Source organism: Nocardia sp. NPDC050712 (genome assembly GCF_040654295.1).
In the GTDB taxonomy this organism is placed as follows: Bacteria; Actinomycetota; Actinomycetes; order Mycobacteriales; family Mycobacteriaceae; genus Nocardia.
Map to the genome: position 1 here is coordinate 461,110 of NZ_JBFAHT010000001.1, position 20,845 is coordinate 481,954.

General features: G+C 67.8%; 24 protein-coding genes. 13 read left to right on the forward strand and 11 right to left on the reverse strand.

Features of this window, described 5'->3' with window-relative positions; translation table 11 throughout:
- Positions 1-189 precede the first annotated feature (189 nt).
- The 6 genes from AB0H76_RS02185 (at position 190) to bluB (ending at position 7,017) form a co-directional block, all read left to right on the forward strand.
- Entirely contained in the window at positions 190-1,590 is a 1,401-nt protein-coding gene (locus AB0H76_RS02185) for a wax ester/triacylglycerol synthase family O-acyltransferase (RefSeq protein ID WP_357316132.1), read from the forward strand.
- 7 nt (positions 1,591-1,597) lie between these two features.
- Entirely contained in the window at positions 1,598-2,131 is a 534-nt protein-coding gene (locus AB0H76_RS02190) for a hypothetical protein (RefSeq protein WP_357320320.1), read from the forward strand.
- 110 nt (positions 2,132-2,241) lie between these two features.
- A complete protein-coding gene (locus AB0H76_RS02195) occupies positions 2,242-3,378 on the forward strand; it encodes a ferredoxin reductase (protein ID WP_357316134.1) in 1,137 nt (378 codons plus the stop codon).
- 126 nt (positions 3,379-3,504) lie between these two features.
- Positions 3,505-4,953, forward strand: a complete 1,449-nt coding sequence (locus tag AB0H76_RS02200; protein WP_357316137.1) for a fatty acid desaturase — start codon at positions 3,505-3,507, stop codon at positions 4,951-4,953.
- A gap of 102 nt (positions 4,954-5,055) precedes the next feature.
- Positions 5,056-6,303, forward strand: coding sequence for a fatty acid desaturase (locus AB0H76_RS02205; RefSeq protein WP_357316140.1), 1,248 nt, complete (start codon positions 5,056-5,058; stop codon positions 6,301-6,303).
- Between the two features lie 84 nt (positions 6,304-6,387).
- Entirely contained in the window at positions 6,388-7,017 is a 630-nt protein-coding gene (gene bluB / locus AB0H76_RS02210; RefSeq protein WP_357316143.1) for a 5,6-dimethylbenzimidazole synthase, read from the forward strand.
- Here bluB and AB0H76_RS02215 read toward each other — a convergent pair.
- Positions 7,014-7,529, reverse strand: a complete 516-nt coding sequence (locus AB0H76_RS02215; protein WP_357316146.1) for a tetratricopeptide repeat protein — start codon at positions 7,527-7,529, stop codon at positions 7,014-7,016. The two genes, bluB and AB0H76_RS02215, sit on opposite strands and share 4 nt — an antisense overlap.
- Before the next feature lie 74 nt (positions 7,530-7,603).
- Here AB0H76_RS02215 and AB0H76_RS02220 point away from each other — a divergent pair, with 74 nt between their 5' ends.
- Positions 7,604-7,981 carry a nuclear transport factor 2 family protein gene (locus AB0H76_RS02220; protein ID WP_357316149.1) on the forward strand — a complete coding sequence of 126 codons (378 nt, stop codon included), beginning with the start codon at positions 7,604-7,606 and terminating at the stop codon, positions 7,979-7,981.
- Here AB0H76_RS02220 and rsgA read toward each other — a convergent pair.
- The 3 genes from rsgA to AB0H76_RS02235 all read right to left on the reverse strand — a co-directional run bounded on the left by rsgA (position 7,978) and on the right by AB0H76_RS02235 (position 11,869).
- Positions 7,978-8,988 (reverse strand): ribosome small subunit-dependent GTPase A, encoded by a 1,011-nt coding sequence (gene rsgA, locus AB0H76_RS02225; RefSeq protein ID WP_357320323.1) that lies wholly within the window; start codon positions 8,986-8,988, stop codon positions 7,978-7,980. The two genes, AB0H76_RS02220 and rsgA, sit on opposite strands and share 4 nt — an antisense overlap.
- Positions 8,985-10,286: a 3-phosphoshikimate 1-carboxyvinyltransferase gene (aroA, locus tag AB0H76_RS02230; RefSeq protein ID WP_357316152.1), complete on the reverse strand. Its 1,302-nt coding sequence runs from the start codon at positions 10,284-10,286 to the stop codon at positions 8,985-8,987. The genes rsgA and aroA overlap by 4 nt, the downstream gene beginning before the upstream one ends.
- Before the next feature lie 83 nt (positions 10,287-10,369).
- A complete protein-coding gene (locus tag AB0H76_RS02235; RefSeq protein WP_357316155.1) occupies positions 10,370-11,869 on the reverse strand; it encodes an aldehyde dehydrogenase family protein in 1,500 nt (499 codons plus the stop codon).
- Positions 11,870-12,041: 172 nt separating this feature from the next.
- Between AB0H76_RS02235 and AB0H76_RS02240 the strand changes: the two genes are divergently transcribed.
- Positions 12,042-12,797 (forward strand): SOS response-associated peptidase, encoded by a 756-nt coding sequence (locus AB0H76_RS02240; RefSeq protein WP_357316158.1) that lies wholly within the window; start codon positions 12,042-12,044, stop codon positions 12,795-12,797.
- Between the two features lie 61 nt (positions 12,798-12,858).
- Here the strand turns inward: AB0H76_RS02240 and AB0H76_RS02245 are convergent, their stop codons facing one another.
- Positions 12,859-13,146 carry a hypothetical protein gene (locus tag AB0H76_RS02245; protein ID WP_357316160.1) on the reverse strand — a complete coding sequence of 96 codons (288 nt, stop codon included), beginning with the start codon at positions 13,144-13,146 and terminating at the stop codon, positions 12,859-12,861.
- A 133-nt stretch (positions 13,147-13,279) separates the two neighbouring features.
- Positions 13,280-13,774 (reverse strand): Cys-tRNA(Pro) deacylase, encoded by a 495-nt coding sequence (gene ybaK / locus AB0H76_RS02250; protein ID WP_357316162.1) that lies wholly within the window; start codon positions 13,772-13,774, stop codon positions 13,280-13,282.
- 67 nt (positions 13,775-13,841) lie between these two features.
- On the opposite strand from ybaK, the gene AB0H76_RS02255 reads away from it, so the two are divergent.
- From AB0H76_RS02255 to AB0H76_RS02270, 4 genes are all read left to right on the forward strand, one after another.
- Positions 13,842-14,615 carry a sigma-70 family RNA polymerase sigma factor gene (locus tag AB0H76_RS02255; protein ID WP_357316165.1) on the forward strand — a complete coding sequence of 258 codons (774 nt, stop codon included), beginning with the start codon at positions 13,842-13,844 and terminating at the stop codon, positions 14,613-14,615.
- 8 nt (positions 14,616-14,623) lie between these two features.
- Positions 14,624-14,887 (forward strand): mycothiol system anti-sigma-R factor, encoded by a 264-nt coding sequence (rsrA, locus tag AB0H76_RS02260; RefSeq protein WP_357320326.1) that lies wholly within the window; start codon positions 14,624-14,626, stop codon positions 14,885-14,887.
- 245 nt (positions 14,888-15,132) lie between these two features.
- Positions 15,133-15,348, forward strand: coding sequence for a biotin/lipoyl-binding carrier protein (locus AB0H76_RS02265; RefSeq protein WP_357316168.1), 216 nt, complete (start codon positions 15,133-15,135; stop codon positions 15,346-15,348).
- Between the two features lie 17 nt (positions 15,349-15,365).
- Positions 15,366-16,880, forward strand: a complete 1,515-nt coding sequence (locus AB0H76_RS02270; protein WP_357316170.1) for a histidine kinase N-terminal domain-containing protein — start codon at positions 15,366-15,368, stop codon at positions 16,878-16,880.
- Between the two features lie 149 nt (positions 16,881-17,029).
- Here AB0H76_RS02270 and AB0H76_RS02275 read toward each other — a convergent pair whose 3' ends face one another.
- Both AB0H76_RS02275 and AB0H76_RS02280 read right to left on the reverse strand, forming a co-directional pair.
- Positions 17,030-17,284: a WhiB family transcriptional regulator gene (locus AB0H76_RS02275; RefSeq protein WP_011211115.1), complete on the reverse strand. Its 255-nt coding sequence runs from the start codon at positions 17,282-17,284 to the stop codon at positions 17,030-17,032.
- 252 nt (positions 17,285-17,536) lie between these two features.
- On the reverse strand, positions 17,537-18,481 hold the full coding sequence (locus tag AB0H76_RS02280) for a diacylglycerol kinase family protein (protein ID WP_357316172.1): 945 nt from the start codon (positions 18,479-18,481) through the stop codon (positions 17,537-17,539).
- Between the two features lie 73 nt (positions 18,482-18,554).
- On the opposite strand from AB0H76_RS02280, the gene AB0H76_RS02285 reads away from it, so the two are divergent.
- The gene (locus AB0H76_RS02285; protein ID WP_357316174.1) at positions 18,555-18,995 is read left to right on the forward strand and encodes a hypothetical protein; all 441 of its coding nucleotides are present in this window, start codon (positions 18,555-18,557) and stop codon (positions 18,993-18,995) included.
- Here AB0H76_RS02285 and AB0H76_RS02290 read toward each other — a convergent pair.
- Genes AB0H76_RS02290 through AB0H76_RS02300 form a run of 3 tightly spaced genes read right to left on the reverse strand, consistent with a single transcriptional unit; the run spans position 18,959 to position 20,761 of the window.
- Entirely contained in the window at positions 18,959-19,648 is a 690-nt protein-coding gene (locus AB0H76_RS02290) for an endonuclease V (RefSeq protein WP_357316177.1), read from the reverse strand. The genes AB0H76_RS02285 and AB0H76_RS02290 overlap by 37 nt on opposite strands.
- A gap of 7 nt (positions 19,649-19,655) precedes the next feature.
- Positions 19,656-20,153, reverse strand: a complete 498-nt coding sequence (locus tag AB0H76_RS02295) for a GNAT family N-acetyltransferase (RefSeq protein ID WP_357316179.1) — start codon at positions 20,151-20,153, stop codon at positions 19,656-19,658.
- Positions 20,150-20,761, reverse strand: a complete 612-nt coding sequence (locus AB0H76_RS02300; protein ID WP_357316182.1) for an acid phosphatase — start codon at positions 20,759-20,761, stop codon at positions 20,150-20,152. Before AB0H76_RS02300 ends, AB0H76_RS02295 begins: the two co-directional genes overlap by 4 nt.
- Positions 20,762-20,845 lie beyond the last annotated feature (84 nt).

Genomic DNA, 20,845 nt, shown 5'->3' on the forward strand with positions numbered 1-20,845 from the left:
TTTCCTCTCTCACCGTAGCCGAGCCGGAGCACGCGCGTCGCTTACGATGGAACGCGTCCGCCGTGTCGAAGGCGGCGGGGGCAGCGCAGCTCGCAGACCTCACTCCGGGTGAGCGAAAGCCGTTATGGGGCAGCATGATCGGCAGACGGCAGTCGTTCGGCCAGTTATACGCAAGGAGTAGCGGGCAGCGTGATCACGAGGTTGACGCCGCAGGACGCGTCTTTTTTCCGGTGGGAATCCAGTAGCAATCCGATCCACATCGGTTCGCTCGCGATCGTCCAGAACACCGGCGAGCAGCGGGGGATGGACTACGAGCGCCTGGTCGACCTGGTCGAGGGCCGCTTGGCGCTGGTGCCGCGCTATCGCCGCAAGGTGCGCGAGATCCCGTTCGCGCTGGGCCGCCCGGTGTGGGTGGAGGACAGCCGATTCGATGTCACCTATCACATCCGGCGTTCCGCGCTGCCGCATCCGGGCACCGACGAACAGCTGCACGATCTGGTGGCGCGGCTGGCCTCGCGCCCGCTGGATCAGACCCGCCCGCTGTGGGAGATGTATCTGATCGAAGGGCTGTCCGGCGGCCGGTCCGCGATCTTCACCAAGACCCATTCCGCCCTGGTCGACGGGGACAGCGCGCTCGAGATCGGGCACGTCATCCTGGATGTGAGCGCCGCGCCGCGCGGTCTGGCCGACGACGCCTGGGTGGCGCCGCGCGAGCCGAGCGACACCGAACTGCTGCTGGGTGCGCTGACCCACCTGGCCGCGCAGCCGCAGGCGGCGCTCGAGGTGGTGCGCGGCGCCAGCGCCGACGCGTTCGCGATGGTCGCCGCAGCGGGCAAGGCCGTGGACTCGGTGGTCTCCGCGGTGCGCGCGGCCACCACCGGCGCGCCCGACAGCCCGCTCAACGCCAAGACCTCCCGCAACCGCCGCTTCGATGTGGTGCGCACCGACCTGGAGGACTACCGCACCATCCGCAAGCGCTTCGACTGCTCGATCAACGACGCCATCCTCGCGGTTGTCACGGGGGCTTTGCGTAATTGGCTGCTCTCGCGCGGTGCGGCGCTCACCGAGTCCGCGACGGTGCGCGCGGTGGTGCCGATGTCGGTCTACGTGGAGGGCGCCGACGAGCTGAAACCGGCCAGCGAGGTGTCGTCTTTTCTCATCGATCTGCCGGTCGGCGAGCCCAATCCGGTGATGCGGCTGTCCCACATCGCGCATGCCACCGAGGCCGACGGCAAGCACCGGCGCGGAGTGCGGGCGCGCACCCTGGTGCACATGGCCGGATTCGCACCGGCGAGCCTTCATGCCATGAGTGTGCGCGCGGCGAGTACTTTCGCAGAGCACACGTTCAATCTGGTGATCACCAACGCGCCGGGTCCGCAGACGCCGATGTTCATCGGCGGCGCGCGGATGCTGGAGATGTATCCGGTGTCGCCGCTGCTGCGCAATCAGGCCTCGAGTATCGGGATCACGTCCTACGACGGGCGGGTCTACTACGGACTCACCGCCGATCGCGACGCGATGGCCGACATCGGCGTGCTGGCCACCGCGGTACACGAATCCATGGAGGAGATGCTCGGTGCCTGTGTCTGAGGAGAAGATGCGCGTCTACATTCCCGCCACGGTGCCGATGCTGCGCGCCTTGGTCGCCGACCGCGAGATCTTCCCGCTGGGCGCGACCGCGTTCGCGGTCACCCCGGCGCTGCGGGAGGCCTATGCCTCCGGCGACGACGAGGAACTGGCCGAGGTGGCGATGATGGAGGCGGCGCGGGCCTCGCTGCGGTTGCTGGCAGGGGAGAGCGAGGACGCCGCGGAGTCCGCGGCGGGCGCGGACGCGCCGGGTCGCCCGATCTACCGGCGCGCGGTCATCGCCGCCGATGTCCCCGGCGCCCGGCATCGGCCCGACCTGGACGACGCGGTGGTGAAGCTGGCCGGCCCGGTGAGCTACAACCAGATCGCCTCGGTGCATGTCGACCTGGCCGAGGCCGAACCGCAGGTGGCCAAGGCCGTCGATGTGATCGATGCCGCTGACATGGGCGACACCGATGCCGAATTCGTGCTCGGCGACGCCGAGGACCACCAACTCGCCTGGTATGCGGCTCAGGAACTGCCGTTTCTGCTCGACCTGCTCTGAGCCCGGGCAGGACACGCTAACCTACGATGCCGTAACCTTGCTGTCGAAGCAGCCACGCAGGGAGCCAGTCTTGCGAGCTGCCCATCAGACACAGGAGATATACGGCACCGATGGTCTTCAAGAATGTGCGTGAATGGCTGGAGGCGCCGGCCGCGAATGTCGCCGAGCGCGGCGGCCGGCTGAACGTCTTGCGCGGGGCTGTCGCCCGGGTCACCACACCGTTGCTGCCCGACGATTACCTGCACCTGGCCAACCCGCTGTGGTCGGCGCGTGAACTGCGTGGCCGTGTGGTCGAGGTCCGCAAGGAGACCTCGGATTCGGCGACCCTGGTGATCAAGCCGGGCTGGGGTTTCGACTTCAGGTACCAGCCGGGCCAGTACATCGGCATCGGCATCCTGGTCGAGGGCCGCTGGCACTGGCGTTCCTATTCGCTGACCTGCCCGCCGAATTGGTCCGAGCCGGGCCACGGCGGCAAGCGCGTCATCTCCATCGCGGTGAAGGCGATGCCCGAGGGCTTCCTGTCCAGCCACCTGGTCTCCGGCGTGAGGCCGGGCGCGATCATCCGCTTGCAGGCGCCGCAGGGCGGTTTCGTCATGTCGTCCCCGCCGCCGGAGAAGGTGTTGTTCCTCACCGCGGGCAGCGGGATCACCCCGGTGATGTCGATGCTGCGCGGCATGGATCGGCGTGAGCGCGTCACCGATGTGGTGCACCTGCATTCCGCGCGCACCGCCGCCGACGTCATGTTCGGCCACGAACTGCGCGCGCTGCACGACCGGCATCCCAGCTTCAGCACGCATCTGCATCTGACCGGTGAGAACGGCAAGTTCAAGCTGACCGATCTGGACGAGCGCTTCCCCGACTGGCGCGATCGCGAGACCTGGGCCTGCGGCCCGGCGGCGATGCTCGACGAGATCGAGCAGCACTGGCGCGACGCGGGCCTGGCCGACAAGTTGCACGTGGAGCGCTTCGAGGTGGAGCGCTCGGCGGTCGGCGAGGGCGGCACGGTCACCTTCGCCAAGACGGACCGCAGCATCGAAGTCGATGGGGCGACCAGTCTGCTCGAGGCGGGCGAGTCGGCCGGGGTTCAGATGCCGTTCGGCTGCCGGATGGGTATCTGCCAAACCTGTGTGCTCACATTGAGTTCCGGCCACGCGCGGGACTTGCGCAACGGTGACGAAAAGCGCGAGGGTGACAAAGTGCAGACTTGCATTTCTGCCGCCGCCGGTGATTGCACGCTCGACATCTGAGCGAACAACGCTGGTAGAAACGGCGCGGCCGGGGTATCACCCAGCGGCAGGGGGTTGGCGGCACCGCCGCGGGGAGGGTGGACACAGGTAAGCTCGAGCTGAGTTCGAGCCGACGAAGGGACCCGGGTGGCAATCACCGACATCAAGGCTTTCGCGCACCTCACCGAAGCCGATATCGAGATGCTGGGCCAAGAGCTCGATGCCATCCGGCGGTCGGTAGAGCTGTCGCGTGGCGAGCGCGACGCGAAATACATCCGGCGCACCATCGCCGCCCAGCGTGGCCTGGAAGTGGCCGCGCGCGCCATTCTTTTCGGCAGCCGCAACCGGTGGGCCTGGCTCACCGGCACCGCGCTGCTCTCGGTCGCCAAGATCGTCGAGAACATGGAGCTCGGGCACAACATCAGCCACGGGCAATGGGATTGGATGAACGATCCGGAGATCCACTCCACCAATTGGGAGTGGGATCAGACGGGTCCGTCCTCGCAGTGGCGGCGCGCACACAATTACTCGCATCACACCTACACCAACGTGCTCGGCAAGGACGAGGACCTCGGCTTCGGCATCCTGCGGATGACGCGCGACGAGGCCTGGCGCCCGGTGCATCTGGTGCAGCCCTTCGCCAACCTGATCCTGGCCGCCACCTTCGAGTGGGGCATCGCCCTGCACGACTGGGACGCCGAGAAGGAACTCTCCGGTGCGCCGCGCAAGTGGAACTCCGAGCCGAACAAGGAGTTCGCCCGCAAGGCGAGCCGCCAGGTCGCCAAGGATTTCGTGGTCTACCCGGCGCTCACCGGTCCGGCCTGGAAGTCGACGCTCAAGGCCAACGCCACCGCGAACCTGATGCGCAACCTGTGGGCCTACGCGGTCATCTTCTGCGGCCACTTCCCCGACGGCGCCGAGAAGTTCACCGTCGAGCAGCTCGACGGTGAGACCAGCGGCGAATGGTATCTGCGCCAGATGCTGGGCAGCGCCAACTTCAAGGCCGGGCCCGCGATGGCGTTCATGAGCGGCAACCTCTGCTACCAGATCGAGCACCACCTCTTCCCGGATCTGCCGAGCAATCGGTACGCCGAGGTCGCGGTGAAGGTGCGCGAACTGTGCGACAAGTACGACCTGCCCTACACCACCGGTTCGCTGGGCAAGCAGTACCTGCTCGCCTTCCGCACCATCCACAAGCTCGCGCTGCCGGACAAGTTCCTCAAGCGCACCGCCGACGACGCCCCCGAGACGTCCTCGGAGCGCAAGTTCGCGGGCATCAGCCTGCCGACGCTGCCGACCGCGGCGCAGATGCAGGAAACCTGGCACGAGACCCACATCATTCCGGTCGATCCGGCGACCGGGCAGCGCTACGGTCTGCGCTCGGCGATGCAGGAGGCGAAGCTCGTGCTGAAGGCGAAAGCCGAGCACGAGAAGGAAGTGCTGCGCGAGGCCAAGCGGGCGCTGCGGGAAAAGGCGCGCCAGGAAAAGCAGGTGCTGCGCGAAGCCGGTGTGGCCTTGCAGGAGCGGGCCCGCCACGAGCAGGAAACGTTGCGGCACAAGCCGTTCTGGGCGAAGGCGACACGCCGTTTCGGCTAACGGCTTAGCATCTCCGCATCACGTTTTCAATGCGGGATTTGCCACACTTCCACGTCGAATCTCACAACCTACGGTTACGTAACTTACGGTACTGTAACCAGTATGGCGATCTCGGATGTCAAGGAATACGCACACCTCACGCCGGAGGATGTCGAAGCTATCGGGGCCGAACTCGATGCCATTCGCCGTGAGGTCGAGTCCGCGCGCGGTGAAAGCGATGCCCGCTACATCCGCAACGTAATTCGGCTCCAGCGCGCCTTGGAAATCAGTGGCCGCGGTGTGCTGTTCTTCAGTCTGTTCCCGCCGGCCTGGCTCGCGGGCACCGCGCTGCTCGGCACGGCCAAGATCATCGAGAACATGGAGATCGGCCACAACGTCATGCACGGCCAGTGGGACTGGATGAACGATCCGGAAATCCACTCCAGCAACTGGGAATGGGACAACGCCGGCCCGTCCGAGCACTGGAAGATCACCCATAACTTCCTGCACCACAAGTACACCAACGTGCTCGGCATGGACGACGACATCGGCTACGGCCTGTTGCGCGTCACCCGCGATCAGCGGTGGTCGCCGTTCTACCTCGGCCAGCCGGTGTACAACCTGCTGCTGCAGATGTTCTTCGAATACGGCGTCGCCATCCAGCATTTGGAGCTCGGCAAGATCGCCAAGAAGAAGTGGGCGCCCGGCAGCCCCGAGCGCATCCAGTTCGAGGCGGACCGCAAGCTGGTCCTGAAGAAGATCGGCAAGCAGGCCGCCAAGGACTACCTGATCTTCCCGCTGCTCACCGGCCCTGCGTTCCTCGGCACGCTGAGCGCCAACTTCGCGGCCAACGTCATCCGCAATGTGTGGACCAACGCGGTCATCTTCTGCGGCCACTTCCCCGACGGCGCCGAGAAGTTCACCAAGGGTGACGTGCTGACCGAGTCGCAGGGCGAGTGGTACCTGCGTCAGATGCTGGGCAGCGCCAACATCTCCGGCGGCAAGGTCCTGCACTTCATGACGGGCAACCTGAGCCACCAGATCGAGCACCACCTCTTCCCGGACCTGCCGTCCAACCACCTGGCCGGGATCGGGGTCCGGGTGCGGGCGATGTGCGACAAGTACGACCTGCCCTACACCACCGGTTCGCTGCCGGTGCAGTACTTCAAGTCCTGGCGCACCATCATGAAGCTGTCGCTGCCCAACAAGTACCTGCGCCGCGGCACCGACGATGCCCCGGAGACCAAGTCGGAGAAGGGTTTCGGCGGCACGGCGACGATCGATCCGGCCACCGGCAAGCGCACCGGTCTGCGGACCGCGCTGCAGGCCGGCCGTAAGCGGATCACCCGTCGCGAGACGGTTTCCGTCTAGTCCGCAGTCGTTCGAGCACCGGGAGTCCAGCCGAGCTGGGCTCCCGGTTTTCGTGTGCGCGCTGCCCCTTGGTTGACTGGGCGGGTGAGTGCTGAGGAGTTGTACGAGGTCATCCGGCGGCGGCGGGATGTGCGCGCGGAGTTCACCGGGGCACCGGTGGACGAGGCCACGCTGCTGCGGATTCTCGACGCCGCGCACCGCGCCCCGAGTGTCGGCAACTCCCAGCCGTGGGACTTCATCGTGATCCAGGACCCGGCGACGCTGCGCAAGTTCGCCGACCACGTCGCCGAGAAGCGCGCCGAGTTCCACCGCTCCCTGCCGCCGGACCGCGCCGCCACCTTCGACCCGATCAAGATCGAGGGCATCACCGAGAGCGGTACCGGCGTCGTCGTCACCTACCGCCACGACCGCGGCGGCCCGCACATCCTGGGCCGCGCCACCATCCCCGAAACCGGCGTCTACTCAGCCGTTCTGGCCATCCAGAACCTCTGGCTCGCCGCCACCGCCGAGCACATCGGCGTCGGCTGGGTCTCCTTCTACGACCCCGCCTTCCTCGCCGACCTGGTCGCCGCCCCCACCGACATCCACCTGGTCGCCTGGCTCTGCGTCGGCCCCGTACACGAATTCCAGCAGCTCCCCGACCTGGAACGCTTCGGCTGGCGCACCGGCCGCCCCCTCGCCGACGCCGTGCACCGCGAAACCTTCGGCGGCTAGCCCGGCGCCAACGCCGCCGCGTGCCCGCGAATCGCGGGCTCGTAGCGCTTGATCTCGGCCGAATCGACCCGGTCGGCGATCAATTCCAACAGCGCTCCCAGCGCTTGATCCGGGTGGCCCGAGGCGTGCGCGGTCAGCGCGGCGAAGACCCGCAACGAGTCGGAATCGGGAAACTCCGCCCGCGCCTGCTCGAGCACCTGCCTCGACTCGTCGTACCGCCCGAGGTTGCGCAGCGAACTCCCGTACTGCAACAGGCACCGCTGCCGGATCACCCCGCTCAGCCCGGGCAGCGCCTTGCCGTAGTACTCGATCGCCGTATCCTCCTGCCCCGCAGTGTCATACGACCCACCCACTTCATACAACACATACGGATTCCCCGGGTGCTGCGCCAGCAGCCGCTCGAAGAACTCGATCGTCGGCCCCATATTCGCCCGATCCCGCTTCGCGAACGCCGCCGCGATCGTCGCGGCCAACTCGGGCGTCAATTCCGCATCGTTCGCTGTGCCACTCATCCGGTCATCGAACCGCACGACTCTCGTCCCGGCAATCCGATTGCCGGACCCCGGAGCGCGGTACCTTATGCCTCGTGGACCGCGCTGCCGTGCAGGCCTGGGTCGAGGAATACGAGCGGGCCTGGCGGTCGCCGGGCACGGCGGCACTGGATGGGCTCTTCGCGCCCGACGCCGGTTATCTGGTGTCCCCGTGGGCGGAGCCGCTCGACGGGCTCGCCGCGCTGGCCGAGTTCTGGGAGCAGGGCCGCGACGGGCCCGGTGAAGGCTTCACGATGGAGTCCGAAGTCGTTGCCGTGGAAGGTGATACGGCCGTGGTCCGGGTCGAGGTGGCGTACCTGGACGACACGCCCGCGCGCTGGCGCGACCTGTGGATCCTGTGCTTCGACTCGGTCGGGCGCTGCACCTGGTTCGAGGAATGGCCGTTCGCGCCGAAGCAGCCCGACGGGCACTAGTCGGTGCTGCGCTGCCAGGATTCGTTGGAGTTCAGGGCGTTGAGAAGCATGCGGATGGCGGCGACGCGACGTTCCTTGCCCGGAAGCCGATCCAGGGCGCATTCCGGATCGGCGGGCGGGCCGAGATGGGTGCAGCCGCGGGGGCAGTCCTCGATGGCGGCGGCCAGATCGGTGAAGGCGGCGATGACATCGTCGGGGGTGATGTGCGCCAGGCCGAAGGAGCGCACGCCGGGTGTGTCGATGACCCAGCCGCCGGCGGGCAGCGGCAGCGCGACGGACTGGGTGGAGGTGTGGCGGCCCTTGCCGACGCCGGAGACGATGCCGACGGCCCGATCCGCATCGGGCACAAGACGATTCACCAGGGTCGACTTGCCGACGCCGGAGTGCCCGATGAGGGCGGTGAGCTTGTTGTCCAGCAGCGCGTTGACCGGTTCCAGCGGATCGTCGACGCCGCCGTAGACGATGGTCAGCTCGAGATCGTCGAAGGCGGCGGCGAATTCGGACTCACCGGCCAGATCGTGCTTGGTCAGGCACAGAATCGGTTTCAGCCCACCGGCGAACGCGGCCACCATGGCGCGTTCCACGAACCCGGTGCGCGGCGGCGGATCGGCCAGGGCGACGACGATGAACAGCTGCTCGGCGTTGCCCACGACGATCCGTTCGAACGGATCGGTGTCATCGGCGGTGCGCCGCAACACCGTTCGGCGTTCGGCCACCCGCACGATGCGGGCCAGGCTGTCCGGCTTGCCGGACAGATCGCCGACCACGTCCACCTGATCGCCGACGACGATCGGCGTTCGGCCCAGCTCGCGGGCGCGCATCGCGACGATCGGCCGTTCCGGATCACCGTCGAGCACGCAGCCCCAGCGGCCGCGGTCCACCGCCACCACCATCGCGGCCTCGGCATCGCTGTGCCGCGGACGGGTTTTGGTGCGCGGACGCGAACTCTTGCCCGGACGAACCCGGACATCGGATTCGTCGTAGCTGCCCGAACTGCGCCCGCTCAGTGTGCCGCTCCCGGCGCGGAATCGAGCATCGTGGCCCACAGATCGACGAAATCGGGCAGTGTCTTGGCGGTGGTGCCGATGTCTTCGATCTCGATACCGGGCACCTTGAGGCCGAGGATCGCGCCGGCGGTCGCCATCCGGTGGTCGGCGTAGGAATGCCAACGGCCGCCGTGCAATTCGGCGGGCACGATCTCGAGCCCGTCCTCGGTCTCGGTGACCTTGCCGCCGAGCCGGTTGATCTCGGTGGACAGCGCCGCCAGCCGGTCGGTCTCGTGCCCGCGCAGATGCGCGATGCCGCGCAGCCAGGACGGGGAGTCGGCGAGCGCGGCCAGCGCGGCGACGGTGGGGGTGAGTTCGCCGACGTCGTGCAGGTCGATGTCGATGCCCGCGAGCCGTTCCGGCCCGCGCACGGTGAGGACGCCGTCGACGATGCCGACCTCGGCGCCCATCCGCACCAGGATCTCCCGGATGACATCACCGGGCTGGGTGGTGATCCGCGGCCAGTGCGGAATGCTGACCGCGCCCCCGGTGATCGCCGCGGCGGCCAGGAACGGTGTCGCGTTGGACAGATCGGGTTCGATTTCCCAGTCGACCGCGCGGATCGGGCCGGGATGCACGATCCAGGTCTGCGCCTTGCGGCTGTCGGCCGGCGCCTCCACCGAGACGTCGGCGCGGCGCAGCATTTCCACCGTCATCTCGATGTGCGGCACGGACGGCAGCGCCTTGCCGTCGTGATGCACGGTCAGGCCCTCCTCGAAGCGCGCGCCGGAGAGCAGCAGCCCGGAGACGAACTGCGAGGAGCCGGACGCGTCGATGGTGACGGTGCCGCCGCGCAGCGCGCCCTTGCCGTGCACGGTGAAGGGCAGGGTGTCGCCGTCGACCTCGGCGCCGAGGCCGCGCAGCGCCTCGAGGATGGTGCGCAGCGGGCGGGCCCGGGCCTGGGTGTCACCGTCGAAGGCGACGGCGCCGGTGGCCAGCGTCGCGGCCGGCGGAAGGAAGCGCATGATCGTGCCGGCCAGCCCGCAGTCGACGGCGCCGCCGCCGAGCGGAGTGGGCGTGACGGCCAGGGTGTCGGCGTCGCCTTCGATGCGTGTGCCCATGGCCCGCAGGGCCTCGATCATCAGGTTGGTGTCGCGACTGCGCAGGGCTCCGGTGAGCGTCGAGGGACCGTCCGCCAGGGCCGCCAGGATCAAGGCCCGATTGGTGATCGATTTCGATCCGGGCAGGCTGACGGTGGCGTGGACGGGAACATCGACATGGGGAGCTTGCCAATAAGTCACGGGTCCATCTTCGCCCATCGCACCGACTGACACGCGGGCGGTCGCGGAATAAGACCAGCCGCACCGGCCGGTGGCCGATGCGGCTGGATCGAAGGTACTGCTTACTTGTGCCGCCCGTGCAGGAACGGCACCACCTTGCGCAGCAGGTTCATGGTGGACTCGCTGCGGCTGTAGGACAGCAGGGCCATCCCGGGAATCGCGAACTTCTGCACCGCGATCGAATGCGGCCGGGCGAACTCGCGCAATCCGGGCTCGCCGTGGATGCGGCCGATGCCGGATTCGCCGACGCCGCCGAAGGGCAGCCCGGGGATGGCGGCGAAGGCCAGCACCGAGTTCACCGAGGTGGCGCCCACGCGCAGCCGGCGCGCGATCTCCAGGCCGTTCTTCTTGGAGTACACCGCCGAGGACAGCCCGTACTTGGACTTGTTGGCCAGTTCGACCGCCTCGTCGACACCGTCGACGGTCTTGATGGTGACGGTCGGGCCGAAGGTCTCCTCGGCGACGGCCTCGGAGTCCTCGTCCACGTCGACCAGGACGACCGGCTCGATGAAGGGGCCCTTGACCGATTCCGGGCCGCCGAGCACCGCGGTGCCGCCCTTCTTCAGCGCGTCCTCGATGTGGCGGCGCACGATGTCGATCTGGCTCGGCATCGTCATCGGGCCGTAGTGCGCCTTGTCGCCCGAGCCCGGCTTGATCTCGGTCAGGATCCGCTTGACCTCGGCCACGAACTCCTCGCGCACCGAACGGTCGACGTACACCCGCTCCACGCCGGCGCAGGTCTGGCCGCTGTTGGAGGTGGCGCCCCAGGCGACCGCGTCGGCGGCGGCCTTCACGTCGGCGTCGCCCGCGACGATCACCGCGTCCTTGCCGCCGCATTCCAGCAGCACGGGGGTGAGGGTGTCGGCGGCGGCGGCCATGATCCGCTTACCGGTGGCGGTGGACCCGGTGAAGGCGATCTTGTCGACGCCGGAGCGGACCAGCGCGGCGCCGGTCTCGCCGTAGCCGTTGATCACCTCGAACACGCCTTCGGGCAGGTCGGGGTTCGCCTTCTTGAACGCGGCGACGAGGAAATTGCCGATGCCCGTGGAGAATTCGCTCGGCTTGAACACCACGGTGTTGCCCGCGGCGAGCGCGTAGCCGATGGAGCCGTTCGGGGTGTAGACCGGGTAGTTCCAGGGGCCGATGACGCCGACGACGCCGAGCGGGCGGTGCTCGAGGCGCGCGGAGAAGTTCGACATCAGCGGGCCGGGGGAGATCTTCTTGGGGCCGAGCACCTTCTTGGCGTTCTTGGCGGCCCAGGCGATGTGCTCCAGCGCCAGCATCAGTTCCAGGAAGGCGTCGTCGAGCGGCTTGCCGTTCTCCCGGTGGATCAGGGCGCAGAACTCGTCGGAGTCGGCGACGAGCTGGGATTCCCAGCGCTGCAAGTACTTCCGGCGCTCGCCGTACTCCAGGGCGCCCCAGGTGCCGGCGGCGGTGCGGGCCTTGGCGACGGCCGCGCGCACCGCGTTCTCGTCATCGATGGGGTAGCTGGCGATGACTTCCCCGGTGGCCGGATCGACCGACGTCAACAACGTCTCGGGGGTGGTCTCTGTGGTGGTCACAGTGGAACTCTCCTCTTACCTCTGCGGTGGCCCGGTCGGTGCGCGCACCGGAGTGGACGAGGTGTGATCTACCCCATCCAATGAGAGGATGTTATGCCAAAACTCTCACCAGGTCACCAGCTCGGTTTCAATTGTCCCCGAACTTGTCGGGGTGAAGTGGCACGATCGAGATATGTGCGGACGATATGCGACCACGACGAACCCCGGCAAGCTTGCCGTGGAACTGGACGCCATCGACGAGTCCGGTGGCGAAAATGATTCCGGCAGTAACGGTTTCACGAACTACAATGTCGCGCCGACCACGCAGGTCCTGACCGTGGTGGAGCGGCACGAGCACGGGCACCCCGAGGACGACCCGAAGCTGCGGATCCGGCGGATGCGCTGGGGGTTGATCCCGCTGTGGACGAAGGTCGCCGAGCCCGGCGTCCCGGTCAAGGGCAAACCCCTGTTCAACGCCCGGGCCGACAAGGCCGCCACCACGCCGTCGTTCCGCGACGCGGTGAAGTACCGGCGCTGCCTGGTCCCGATGGACGGCTGGTACGAGTGGCTGGTCGAGCCGGATGCCACCAAGAAGGGCAAGGTGGCCAAGCAGCCCTATTTCATGGCCAATGCCGACGGTTCCCGGCTCTATATGGCCGGTCTGTGGTCGGTGTGGCGGGATAAATCCCTGCCCGAGAGCGATCCGCTGCTCTCCTGCACCATTCTGACTACCGACGCGGTCGGCGATCTCACCCGCATCCACGACCGGATGCCGCTGCAGATGCCGCGCGAGCACTGGGACGCCTGGCTGGACCCCGATCATCCGGCCCCGGCCGAGTTGCTGACCACGCCGAGTCCCGAGGCGGTCTCCGGGATTATCACGCGGCCGGTATCCCAGCTGGTCAACAGCGTGCGCAACAACGGCCCGGAGCTGCTCGACACCCTCTAGGGCGACAGAACAACGGCCGAGCGGATCAGCTGCTGATCGGCTCGGCCGTGCGTCGGGGTGCTCAGAGCTTGCAGGGCACCGTTTCCGTGGCCAGGCTCAGGCCGCACTTGAGCACGCCCGCGCCCAGGTCGATCGCCTTGTTGACCAGTCCGCCGCCCAGCTTCTCGGCCTTTTCGGCCTTCTCGTCGGGCTTGGCCTTGCCGGGGTAGTCGGCCTGCTGGCCGGGGTTCACCTGAATGACAACCGGATCCGCGCCGGCCGGGCTCGCGGTCAGCGGGCCCAGAGCCAGCGTGGCTGCTCCGAGTACCGCGACGAGCGAGCGGGAGACCAGGCGGTGCTGAGACAACATTGAGCATCACATCCTCGGGTCGGACGAATCGGACCTTGCTGGAGCTCGAGCGCAGCGCCTGTTTTGTCCGGTGCTGCCGGGATCATTACCGCACAGATCCGCGGTCGGCTGTTGGATGCCACACGGTCTGTTTTCAACCGGCGACGATCGGCGCGGTCACCGCCGCCGCCAGCCGCACCAGGTCGGCGGGCGCGAGTTCGATCTCGAGGCCGCGCCGCCCCGCGCTGCACAGCATCCGATCCCAGTGCAGCGCCGAGGCGTCCACCACGGTCGGCAATTGCTTGCGCTGGCCGAGCGGGGAGATGCCGCCGAGCACGTAACCGGTGGTCTTCTCGGCCTTCGTCTTGTCCGCCATGGCGGCCTTCGGCACACCCAGGGCGGCGGCAGCGGCCTTGAGCGACAAGGTGTTCGGCACCGGCAGCACCGCCACCGCCAGCGTCCCGGTGGACAGCTCGAGCACCAGGGTCTTGAAGATCTGCCCGGGCTCGACCCCGAGCTCCGCGCCGAGCGCGTCGACCGCCTCGGTGCCGTAGGAATCCGAGCGCGGATCGTGGGTGTAGGCGTGCACGCGATGCGCCACTCCCGCCACGGTCAGGGTGCGAATCGCCGGTGTCGAGGCTGCGGCCATGGCAGCGACTGTAACCGGCGCGGGAACACCGGGACGCTCGTGCCTGTTGCATTGCGATAGCAGCCAGTTGACGACGTGTGAGGAGAAGCCGGTGCCCGTATTGCTCGACGAACGTCCGGTGTGGACCGGGCCCGCCGACACGCAGTTCCCGATCGCTGTGCCGATGCCGGTAGATTTGGCAGGTACCGCAATCGAAGGGACAGGTGTGACGAGCGACGAAGGCGTGGTGGACGAGGGCAACCCCGGCACCGCGGTCGACGATGCGGAACTGGGGCAGCGGTTCGAGCGCGACGCGCTCCCGATGCTGGACCAGCTCTACGGCGCCGCGCTGCGTATGACCAGAAATCCCGCCGACGCCGAGGACCTGGTGCAGGAGACCTACGTCAAGGCGTTCCAGGGCTTCAAGAGCTTCCGCGAGGGCACCAACCTGCGGGCCTGGCTCTACCGCATCCTGACCAACACCTACATCAACTCCTACCGCAAGAAGCAGCGGCAGCCGGCGCAGTATCCGACCGAGGAGATCTCGGACTGGCAGCTCGCGGCGACCGCCGAGCACACCTCGACGGGCCTGCGCTCGGCCGAGGTGGAGGCGCTGGACGCGCTACCCGACGACGACATCAAGGCCGCGCTGCAGGAGCTCCCCGAGGAGTTCCGGATGGCGGTCTACTACGCGGACGTCGAAGGTTTCCCGTACAAGGAGATCGCCGACATCATGGGCACCCCCATCGGTACTGTGATGTCCCGGCTGCACCGCGGCCGCAAGCAACTGAAGGGTCTGCTCGCCGACGTGGCGCGCGAGCGCGGGTTCAACCGCGGTGAACGGCAGGAGGTCAAGCAGTGAGCGACGACATGGAGCTCGACTGCCGGGCGGTACTCGCCGACGTCTGGCTGATGCTGGACGGGGAGTGCGACGACGCCACCCGGGCGCGCTTGCAGCACCACATGGACCACTGCTCGCCCTGCATCGAGGCCTACGGCATCGAGGAGAAGGTCAAGGGTCTGCTCAGCCGCAAGTGCGGCGGTGACCGGGCGCCCGATTCGCTGCGCGATCGGCTCACCATCGAGATCCGGCGAACCATCACGATCACCGAGATTCAGACCAGAGAGTCTTAAAAGACCGGCAAACATTGAGCGGCCCGCGCTTCCCTCGGGAAGTGCGGGCCGCTCGGTGTTTTCACACGTGCGCTACGCCTCAGGCGTTGGGCCGCTTGCCGTGGTTGGCTGCGCTTCCCTTGCGGCTGCGCTTCTTACGTCCACGCTTACCCATGAGTAGGCTCCCTTCTGATTGAAGGCCATTCTTTCACGTGTGGTTGGCTGTACCTTCAGCGGATACAGACCGAACCGAAGAAGGGGCATCCATGGCCGAGGAAGTGCGCGCGGAGATGGTCTCGACCGTCCTGACCGTCGACGTCAAGGTCGGCGACAAGGTGCACGTGGATCAGGCGCTGATCCTGCTCGAGTCCATGAAGATGGAGATTCCGGTGCTGACCGAGGTCGAAGGCGAGATCACCGAGGTCGCGGTCGAACCCGGCCAGGTCCTGCAGGCAGGCGACTTGATCGCCGTGATCTCCTGATCGAAGCGTAGATCCCCGTGTCGACCCTCAGCGAGCTACTAGCCGAACACACCGACCTTCCCGGCGTCGCCGTGGACCATCTGCAACGGGTGGTGGGCGATTGGCAACTGCTCGCCGACCTATCCTTCGCCGATCTATCGCTCTGGGTGGGCGCCGGGCCGGTCACCGACGGCGCCGACATAGTGTGCGTCGCCCAGTGCCGCCCGACCACGGCCGCGACCGTGCACATCGAGGACCGGGTCGGCACCACCGCCACCCCGGACGATCATCCCCAGGTCTTCGACGCCCTGATCAGCGGCAAGATCGTGCGCGCCGACAGTGGCGGCGAGGCCGCCGCGGTCTATCACCCGCATCCGGTGCACGCGATCCGCGAGGCCATCCCGGTGCGCTGCGGCGACGACGTGATCGCCGTGCTGTCCCGCGACACCGACACCCAGCGTTCCAAGGTCCGCAGCACCCTCGAGATCGCCTATGTGGCCTGCGCCGACGACCTGTGCCAGATGATCGCCGACGGCACCTTCCCGACCACCGAGGACCGCGCGGCGACCCATTCCAGCCCCCGCGCCGGCGACGGTTTCATCCGGATCGACACCGAGGGCAGCGTGGTCTACGCCAGCCCGAACGCGCTGTCGGCCTATCACCGGATGGGTTTGCAGAGCGATCTGGCCGGTCAGGATCTCGCGGTCACCACTCGCTCGCTGATCACCGACCCGTTCGACGCCCAAGAGGTGGTCGGCGATATCCAGGCCGCGCTGGCCGGGCGTACCGGGCGCCGGATGGAGGTCGAGGCGCGCGGCGCCACCGTGCTGCTGCGCACCCTGGTGCTGCGCCCGCACGGCGAATTGGCCGGCGCCGCGGTACTCGTCCGCGATGTCACCGAGGTCAAGCGGCGCGATCGCGCGCTGCTGTCCAAGGACGCCACCATCCGTGAGATTCATCACCGCGTGAAGAACAACCTGCAAACCGTGGCCGCGCTGCTGCGGTTGCAGGCGCGCCGCACCGAGAACGAGGAGGCGCAGGTCGCCCTCACCGAGTCGGTGCGCCGGGTGACTTCCATTGCCTCCGTGCACGAAATGCTGTCCATGTCGGTGGACGAAGAGGTCGACCTGGACGAGGTCGTCGACCGGTTGCTGCCGATCATGGCCGATGTCGCCACCGTGCACACGGCGCGCATCAAAGTGCGCCGCGCCGGTTCGCTGGGCGTCTTCTCCGCCGAACGGGCGACGCCGCTGGTGATGGTGCTGACCGAATTGGTACAGAACGCCATCGAGCACGCCTTCGATTCGGGCGAAAACGGCACGGTGACAATTCGTTCCGAGCGTTCGGCGCGCTGGCTCGACGTGATCATCAGTGATGACGGCCGGGGCCTGCCCGCCGGATTCAGCTTGGAATCCTCCGACCGGCTCGGACTACAGATCGTGCGGACGCTCGTCACGGCGGAACTGGGCGGCTCCATCGGCCTGCATCCGGGTGCGGATGTCGGTACCGACGCGGTGTTGCGTGTTCCGCTGGGCCGCCGCTCCGGGCGCTGAATATCGGTGCGCGCAATCGAATTCGGACATTTGGTTGCGCTATAACAAGTTCGAGAACAAATAAGCCCGGCACCAGTGTTCTTGTCGGTGCCGGGCCGAATGCGTTCCCGGGCCCATGAGGCTGTGGCCCGGTAACGCCAGTCGTCGCTCTAGACGACGGTGCGGGTCCGGGTGCGCGCGTTACGACGCTTGAGCGCCCGGCGCTCGTCTTCACTCATTCCACCCCACACGCCGGCATCCTGACCGGACTTCAGGGCCCAGGACAGGCAATCGGCAGTGACGGGGCAGCGAGCGCAGACCAGCTTGGCATCGGCAATCTGCGCGAGCGCAGGACCACTGTTACCCACCGGGAAGAACAGTTCAGGGTCCTCGTCACGACAGATGGCCTTGTGGCGCCAGTCCATTCCTCTGCTCCTTTGCTGGGCGCCGCAAATGGCGCCTTATGGTTTGTGGATCGTTCACTTGTGCGACTCAAAAGTTTCCGCACGGTTGCTTGTGAATGCTTTCACGAACACCGTAGATGTCAATAGGTATCTGGTGCACCGTGGGGAAGCTCACGCTCTCGAAGTTCCCAGCGCGGGAACCTGCGGGCTCCTTTGTACTCGCTCTACCCAGTTTTCGCAGCGCAACCGAATGTTTCAGATCGCGTTTCGTGTTCAACGAGGCTGTGGGGCCACCACTTCGAGTACACCCGGCACCGAGGTGAAATCCACCACGTTGCGCTTCCCGATAAAGTCGCCATCGATTTGCAGCCCGATCGGCACCGGCGATTCGATCCGCACCGACGGCACGTCGTCCTCGCGAAACAGATTGCGGGACTTGGGATTTCCGTCGGCCGCCAGCAGCTGGCGGGCGAGCAGCAGGGTGGGAACCACATCCATCGAGCGCACCGCGAACAGGCCGAGGCCGGCCTCGAAGGTGGTGCCCGGATTGGTGTGCACCGGAGTGTCGTTGAGGTACGTCCACGGACTGGTGTTCGTTACGAACGCGTAATGCACGGCGTCCACCGGAGGGTGCCCGGGGATCGCTACGCGGACGCTGGGCTTGTTGCCCTTGGCCCGGAAGAACTGCCGAACGGTTGTGCGAAGGTAGCGCGCCGGGGTGGCGAGATGACCGTCGGCGCGGCTGGCGTCGATCGCCTCGCAGACATCGGCGTCCAGGCCGACACCGGCGCTGAAGGTGAACCAGCGGTCGTCGGCAACGCCCAGGCCGATCTTGCGGTCCCGGTTGACCGTGAGCAGGTCGATCAGCTGATTGGTCGCGGTCACCGGGTCCGGCGAGATGCCGAGCGCCCGGGCGAAGACGTTCGCGGACCCGCCGGGAATGACACCCAACCGGGGCCGCCAGACCTGGCCGTCGTCGACCTCCGGCAGCGGCAGGAATCCGTTGATCGTCTCGTTCACGGTCCCATCGCCGCCGTGCACGACGATCAGGTCCATTTCGTTGGTCGAGGCCCATTGCGCCAGCTCCGCCGCGTGGCCGCGATGCTGGGTGTGCGCAACGGTGAGTTGTGTGCGGCTCTCCAGCGCGTGGGCCAGCAAATCCCTGGTCTCCGGAGTGGTGGAAGTGGCATTCGGATTCACGATCAGCAGGGTCCGCACGGTCGGAAGCCTAGTTGGCGCCGGTGCGCGGTCCGAAATGCCGTCCCGGGGGTTCGGCTCGTAGGCTTGGCGCGTGGTTGACAGCGACAGGAATGCGGAAAGCGCGGGTGTGCCCGCGACGGTGCGCGGCGCGGGCGGGCTGGTGGCGCTCGAGGGCGCGATCGCGGTGACCGTGGCGCTCGTGCTGGTGGTGCGCGGCTTGCTCGGGCACGATCAGTCCGCGACCAGTGGCTACGGCACGGCCGCGTGGTTCGGCATCCTCGGCGGCGCGGTGCTGGCCGCCGGCCTCGGGCTGCTGACGGGGCATCGCTGGGGCCGCGCCATCGCGGTGATCGCGCAGATCCTGATGATCCCGGTGGCGTGGTCGCTGCTCACCGATTCGCATCAGCCGGTGTACGGGGCGCTGCTCGGCATCGTCGCCCTCGCCTCGCTGGGATTGCTGTTCGCGCCTGCGTCCAACCGGTGGATGACCGAGGGCTACGGGGTCGACCCGAGCGCCGAGCGCAAGGCCTGACGGCACAGCCGGTCGGCCTGCCTGGTGGTTTCGGGCTGGCGGTACTTCGGGGTGAGCGCCAGCACCTGCGCGCAGGCGGTGTCGAGATCGATGCGGTGCCCGACCGAGACGAAGACCGGCTTCACGCCGGTTCGGGTACGCAGCGCCCGGCCCACCACCTCGCCGTCGATCAGCAGATCGGTGGCGGCCCCGCGTTCGGGCGCGGGTTCGGTGTAGTTGCCCCACACCGTTTTCGCGACGCCGATGGTGGGTATGCCTACGAGAATCCCGAGGTGGCAGGCGAACCCGAAGCGGCGCGGGTGCGCCAGGCCCTGGCTGTCGCAGATCAGCAGATCCGGTGTGCGCGCCAGCTTTTCCAGGACCGCCAGCGAGGTGGGCAGCTCGCGGAAGGCGAGCAGGCCCGGCAGGTACGGGAAAGTCGTTGTGCCGTGCGCTATCGCGGTTTCCCGGGGCGCCAGCGACGCGGCGTCCAGCACCACCGCGGCGGCGGCGACCACGCCGGACTCGTCGTCGTAGGCCGAGTCGAGTCCGGCGATGGTGCGGAATTCCGGTGGGCGCGGGTTGGTCTGGTCGACGAGCGGGCGCAGCCGGTCCTGCAGTGCCATGGCCTCTTCGGCCGTGGCGGGCCAGCTGTCCGGAACGGTTACCTGCACGGCCGGTTCAGCGCGCTTGCTTCGCCAGTTGCAGCAGTTCGCCACCGGCGAGCCGGTAGCCGACCCAATCGTCTTGCTGGACAGCGCCGAGCGACCGGTAGAACTCGATCGACGGGGTGTTCCAGGTGAGCACCGCCCAGTCCACCCGGCTGTAGCCGTTGTCCGCGGCCTCCTTCGCGAGCGCGGCCAGCAGCGCCTTGCCGTAGCCCTTGCCCCGGGTCTCCGGCTTGACGTAGAGATCCTCCAGGTAGATCCCGTGCGTGCCCTTCCAGGTGGAGAAGTTCAGGAACCAGATGGCGGTGCCGACGATTCCCGTCTCGTCCTCGACGACGTGCCCGAAAAGCGCGGGGGCCGAACCGAACAGCGAGGTGTGCAGCTGCTCGATGGTGAGCGTGCACTCTTCGCGCGCCCGCTCGTATTCGGCCAGGTCGTAGACGAGATCGACCATGGCGGGTACGTCGGCGGGGGTGGCGCGGCGGACGACGGCATGGCCGGGGTGGGTCATCGTGAGGCTCCATTCAGGTGCGGGACGAGGTTGTGTGCGTGGATGGTCCGGGCGTCGTGCTCGTACCCGAGCACGCTGGTGGCGGCGGTCGTCATGGCGAAGCGGCGGCCCTCGACCAGATCCAGTTCGGCCCAGCGGGTGATCAGCGCGCGGGAGAAGTGGCCGTGGCCGACCAGGATGACGTCGCGGTCGGGCAGCGCGGCGGCCACGGTGGCCAGCACGCGGTCGGCGCGGGCGCGCACCTGCTCGGCCGACTCGCCGCCGGGCACCGGGCCGGTCCAGATGGTCCAGCCGGGGGCTTGCTCGCGGATCTGCGGGGTGGTCAGGCCCTCGTACTCGCCGTAGTCCCATTCGACCAGGTCGTCGTCGAGGGTGAAATCGGTGAAGCCGGCGAGTTCGGCGGTGCGCACCGCCCGCTGCCGGGGGCTGACGAGCACCAGCGGCTCGCGCAGTTTCAGCTCGGCCACCAGGGGCCCCGCGGCCCTGGCCTGTTCCTCGCCGAGCGCGGTCAGTGGCAGGTCCGTGTTGCCGGTGTGCCGGCGCACCTTGGACCAGGCGGTTTCCCCGTGCCGGAGCAGGGCTAGTCGGGCATCGTCGCGTACGGCCATGTCTCCATCATGCTGGACGACCGCACGCGAACCGACGCCCCGCCACGGACTTTGTTCGCCGAAGGTGCGCACCGCGGGCGATCC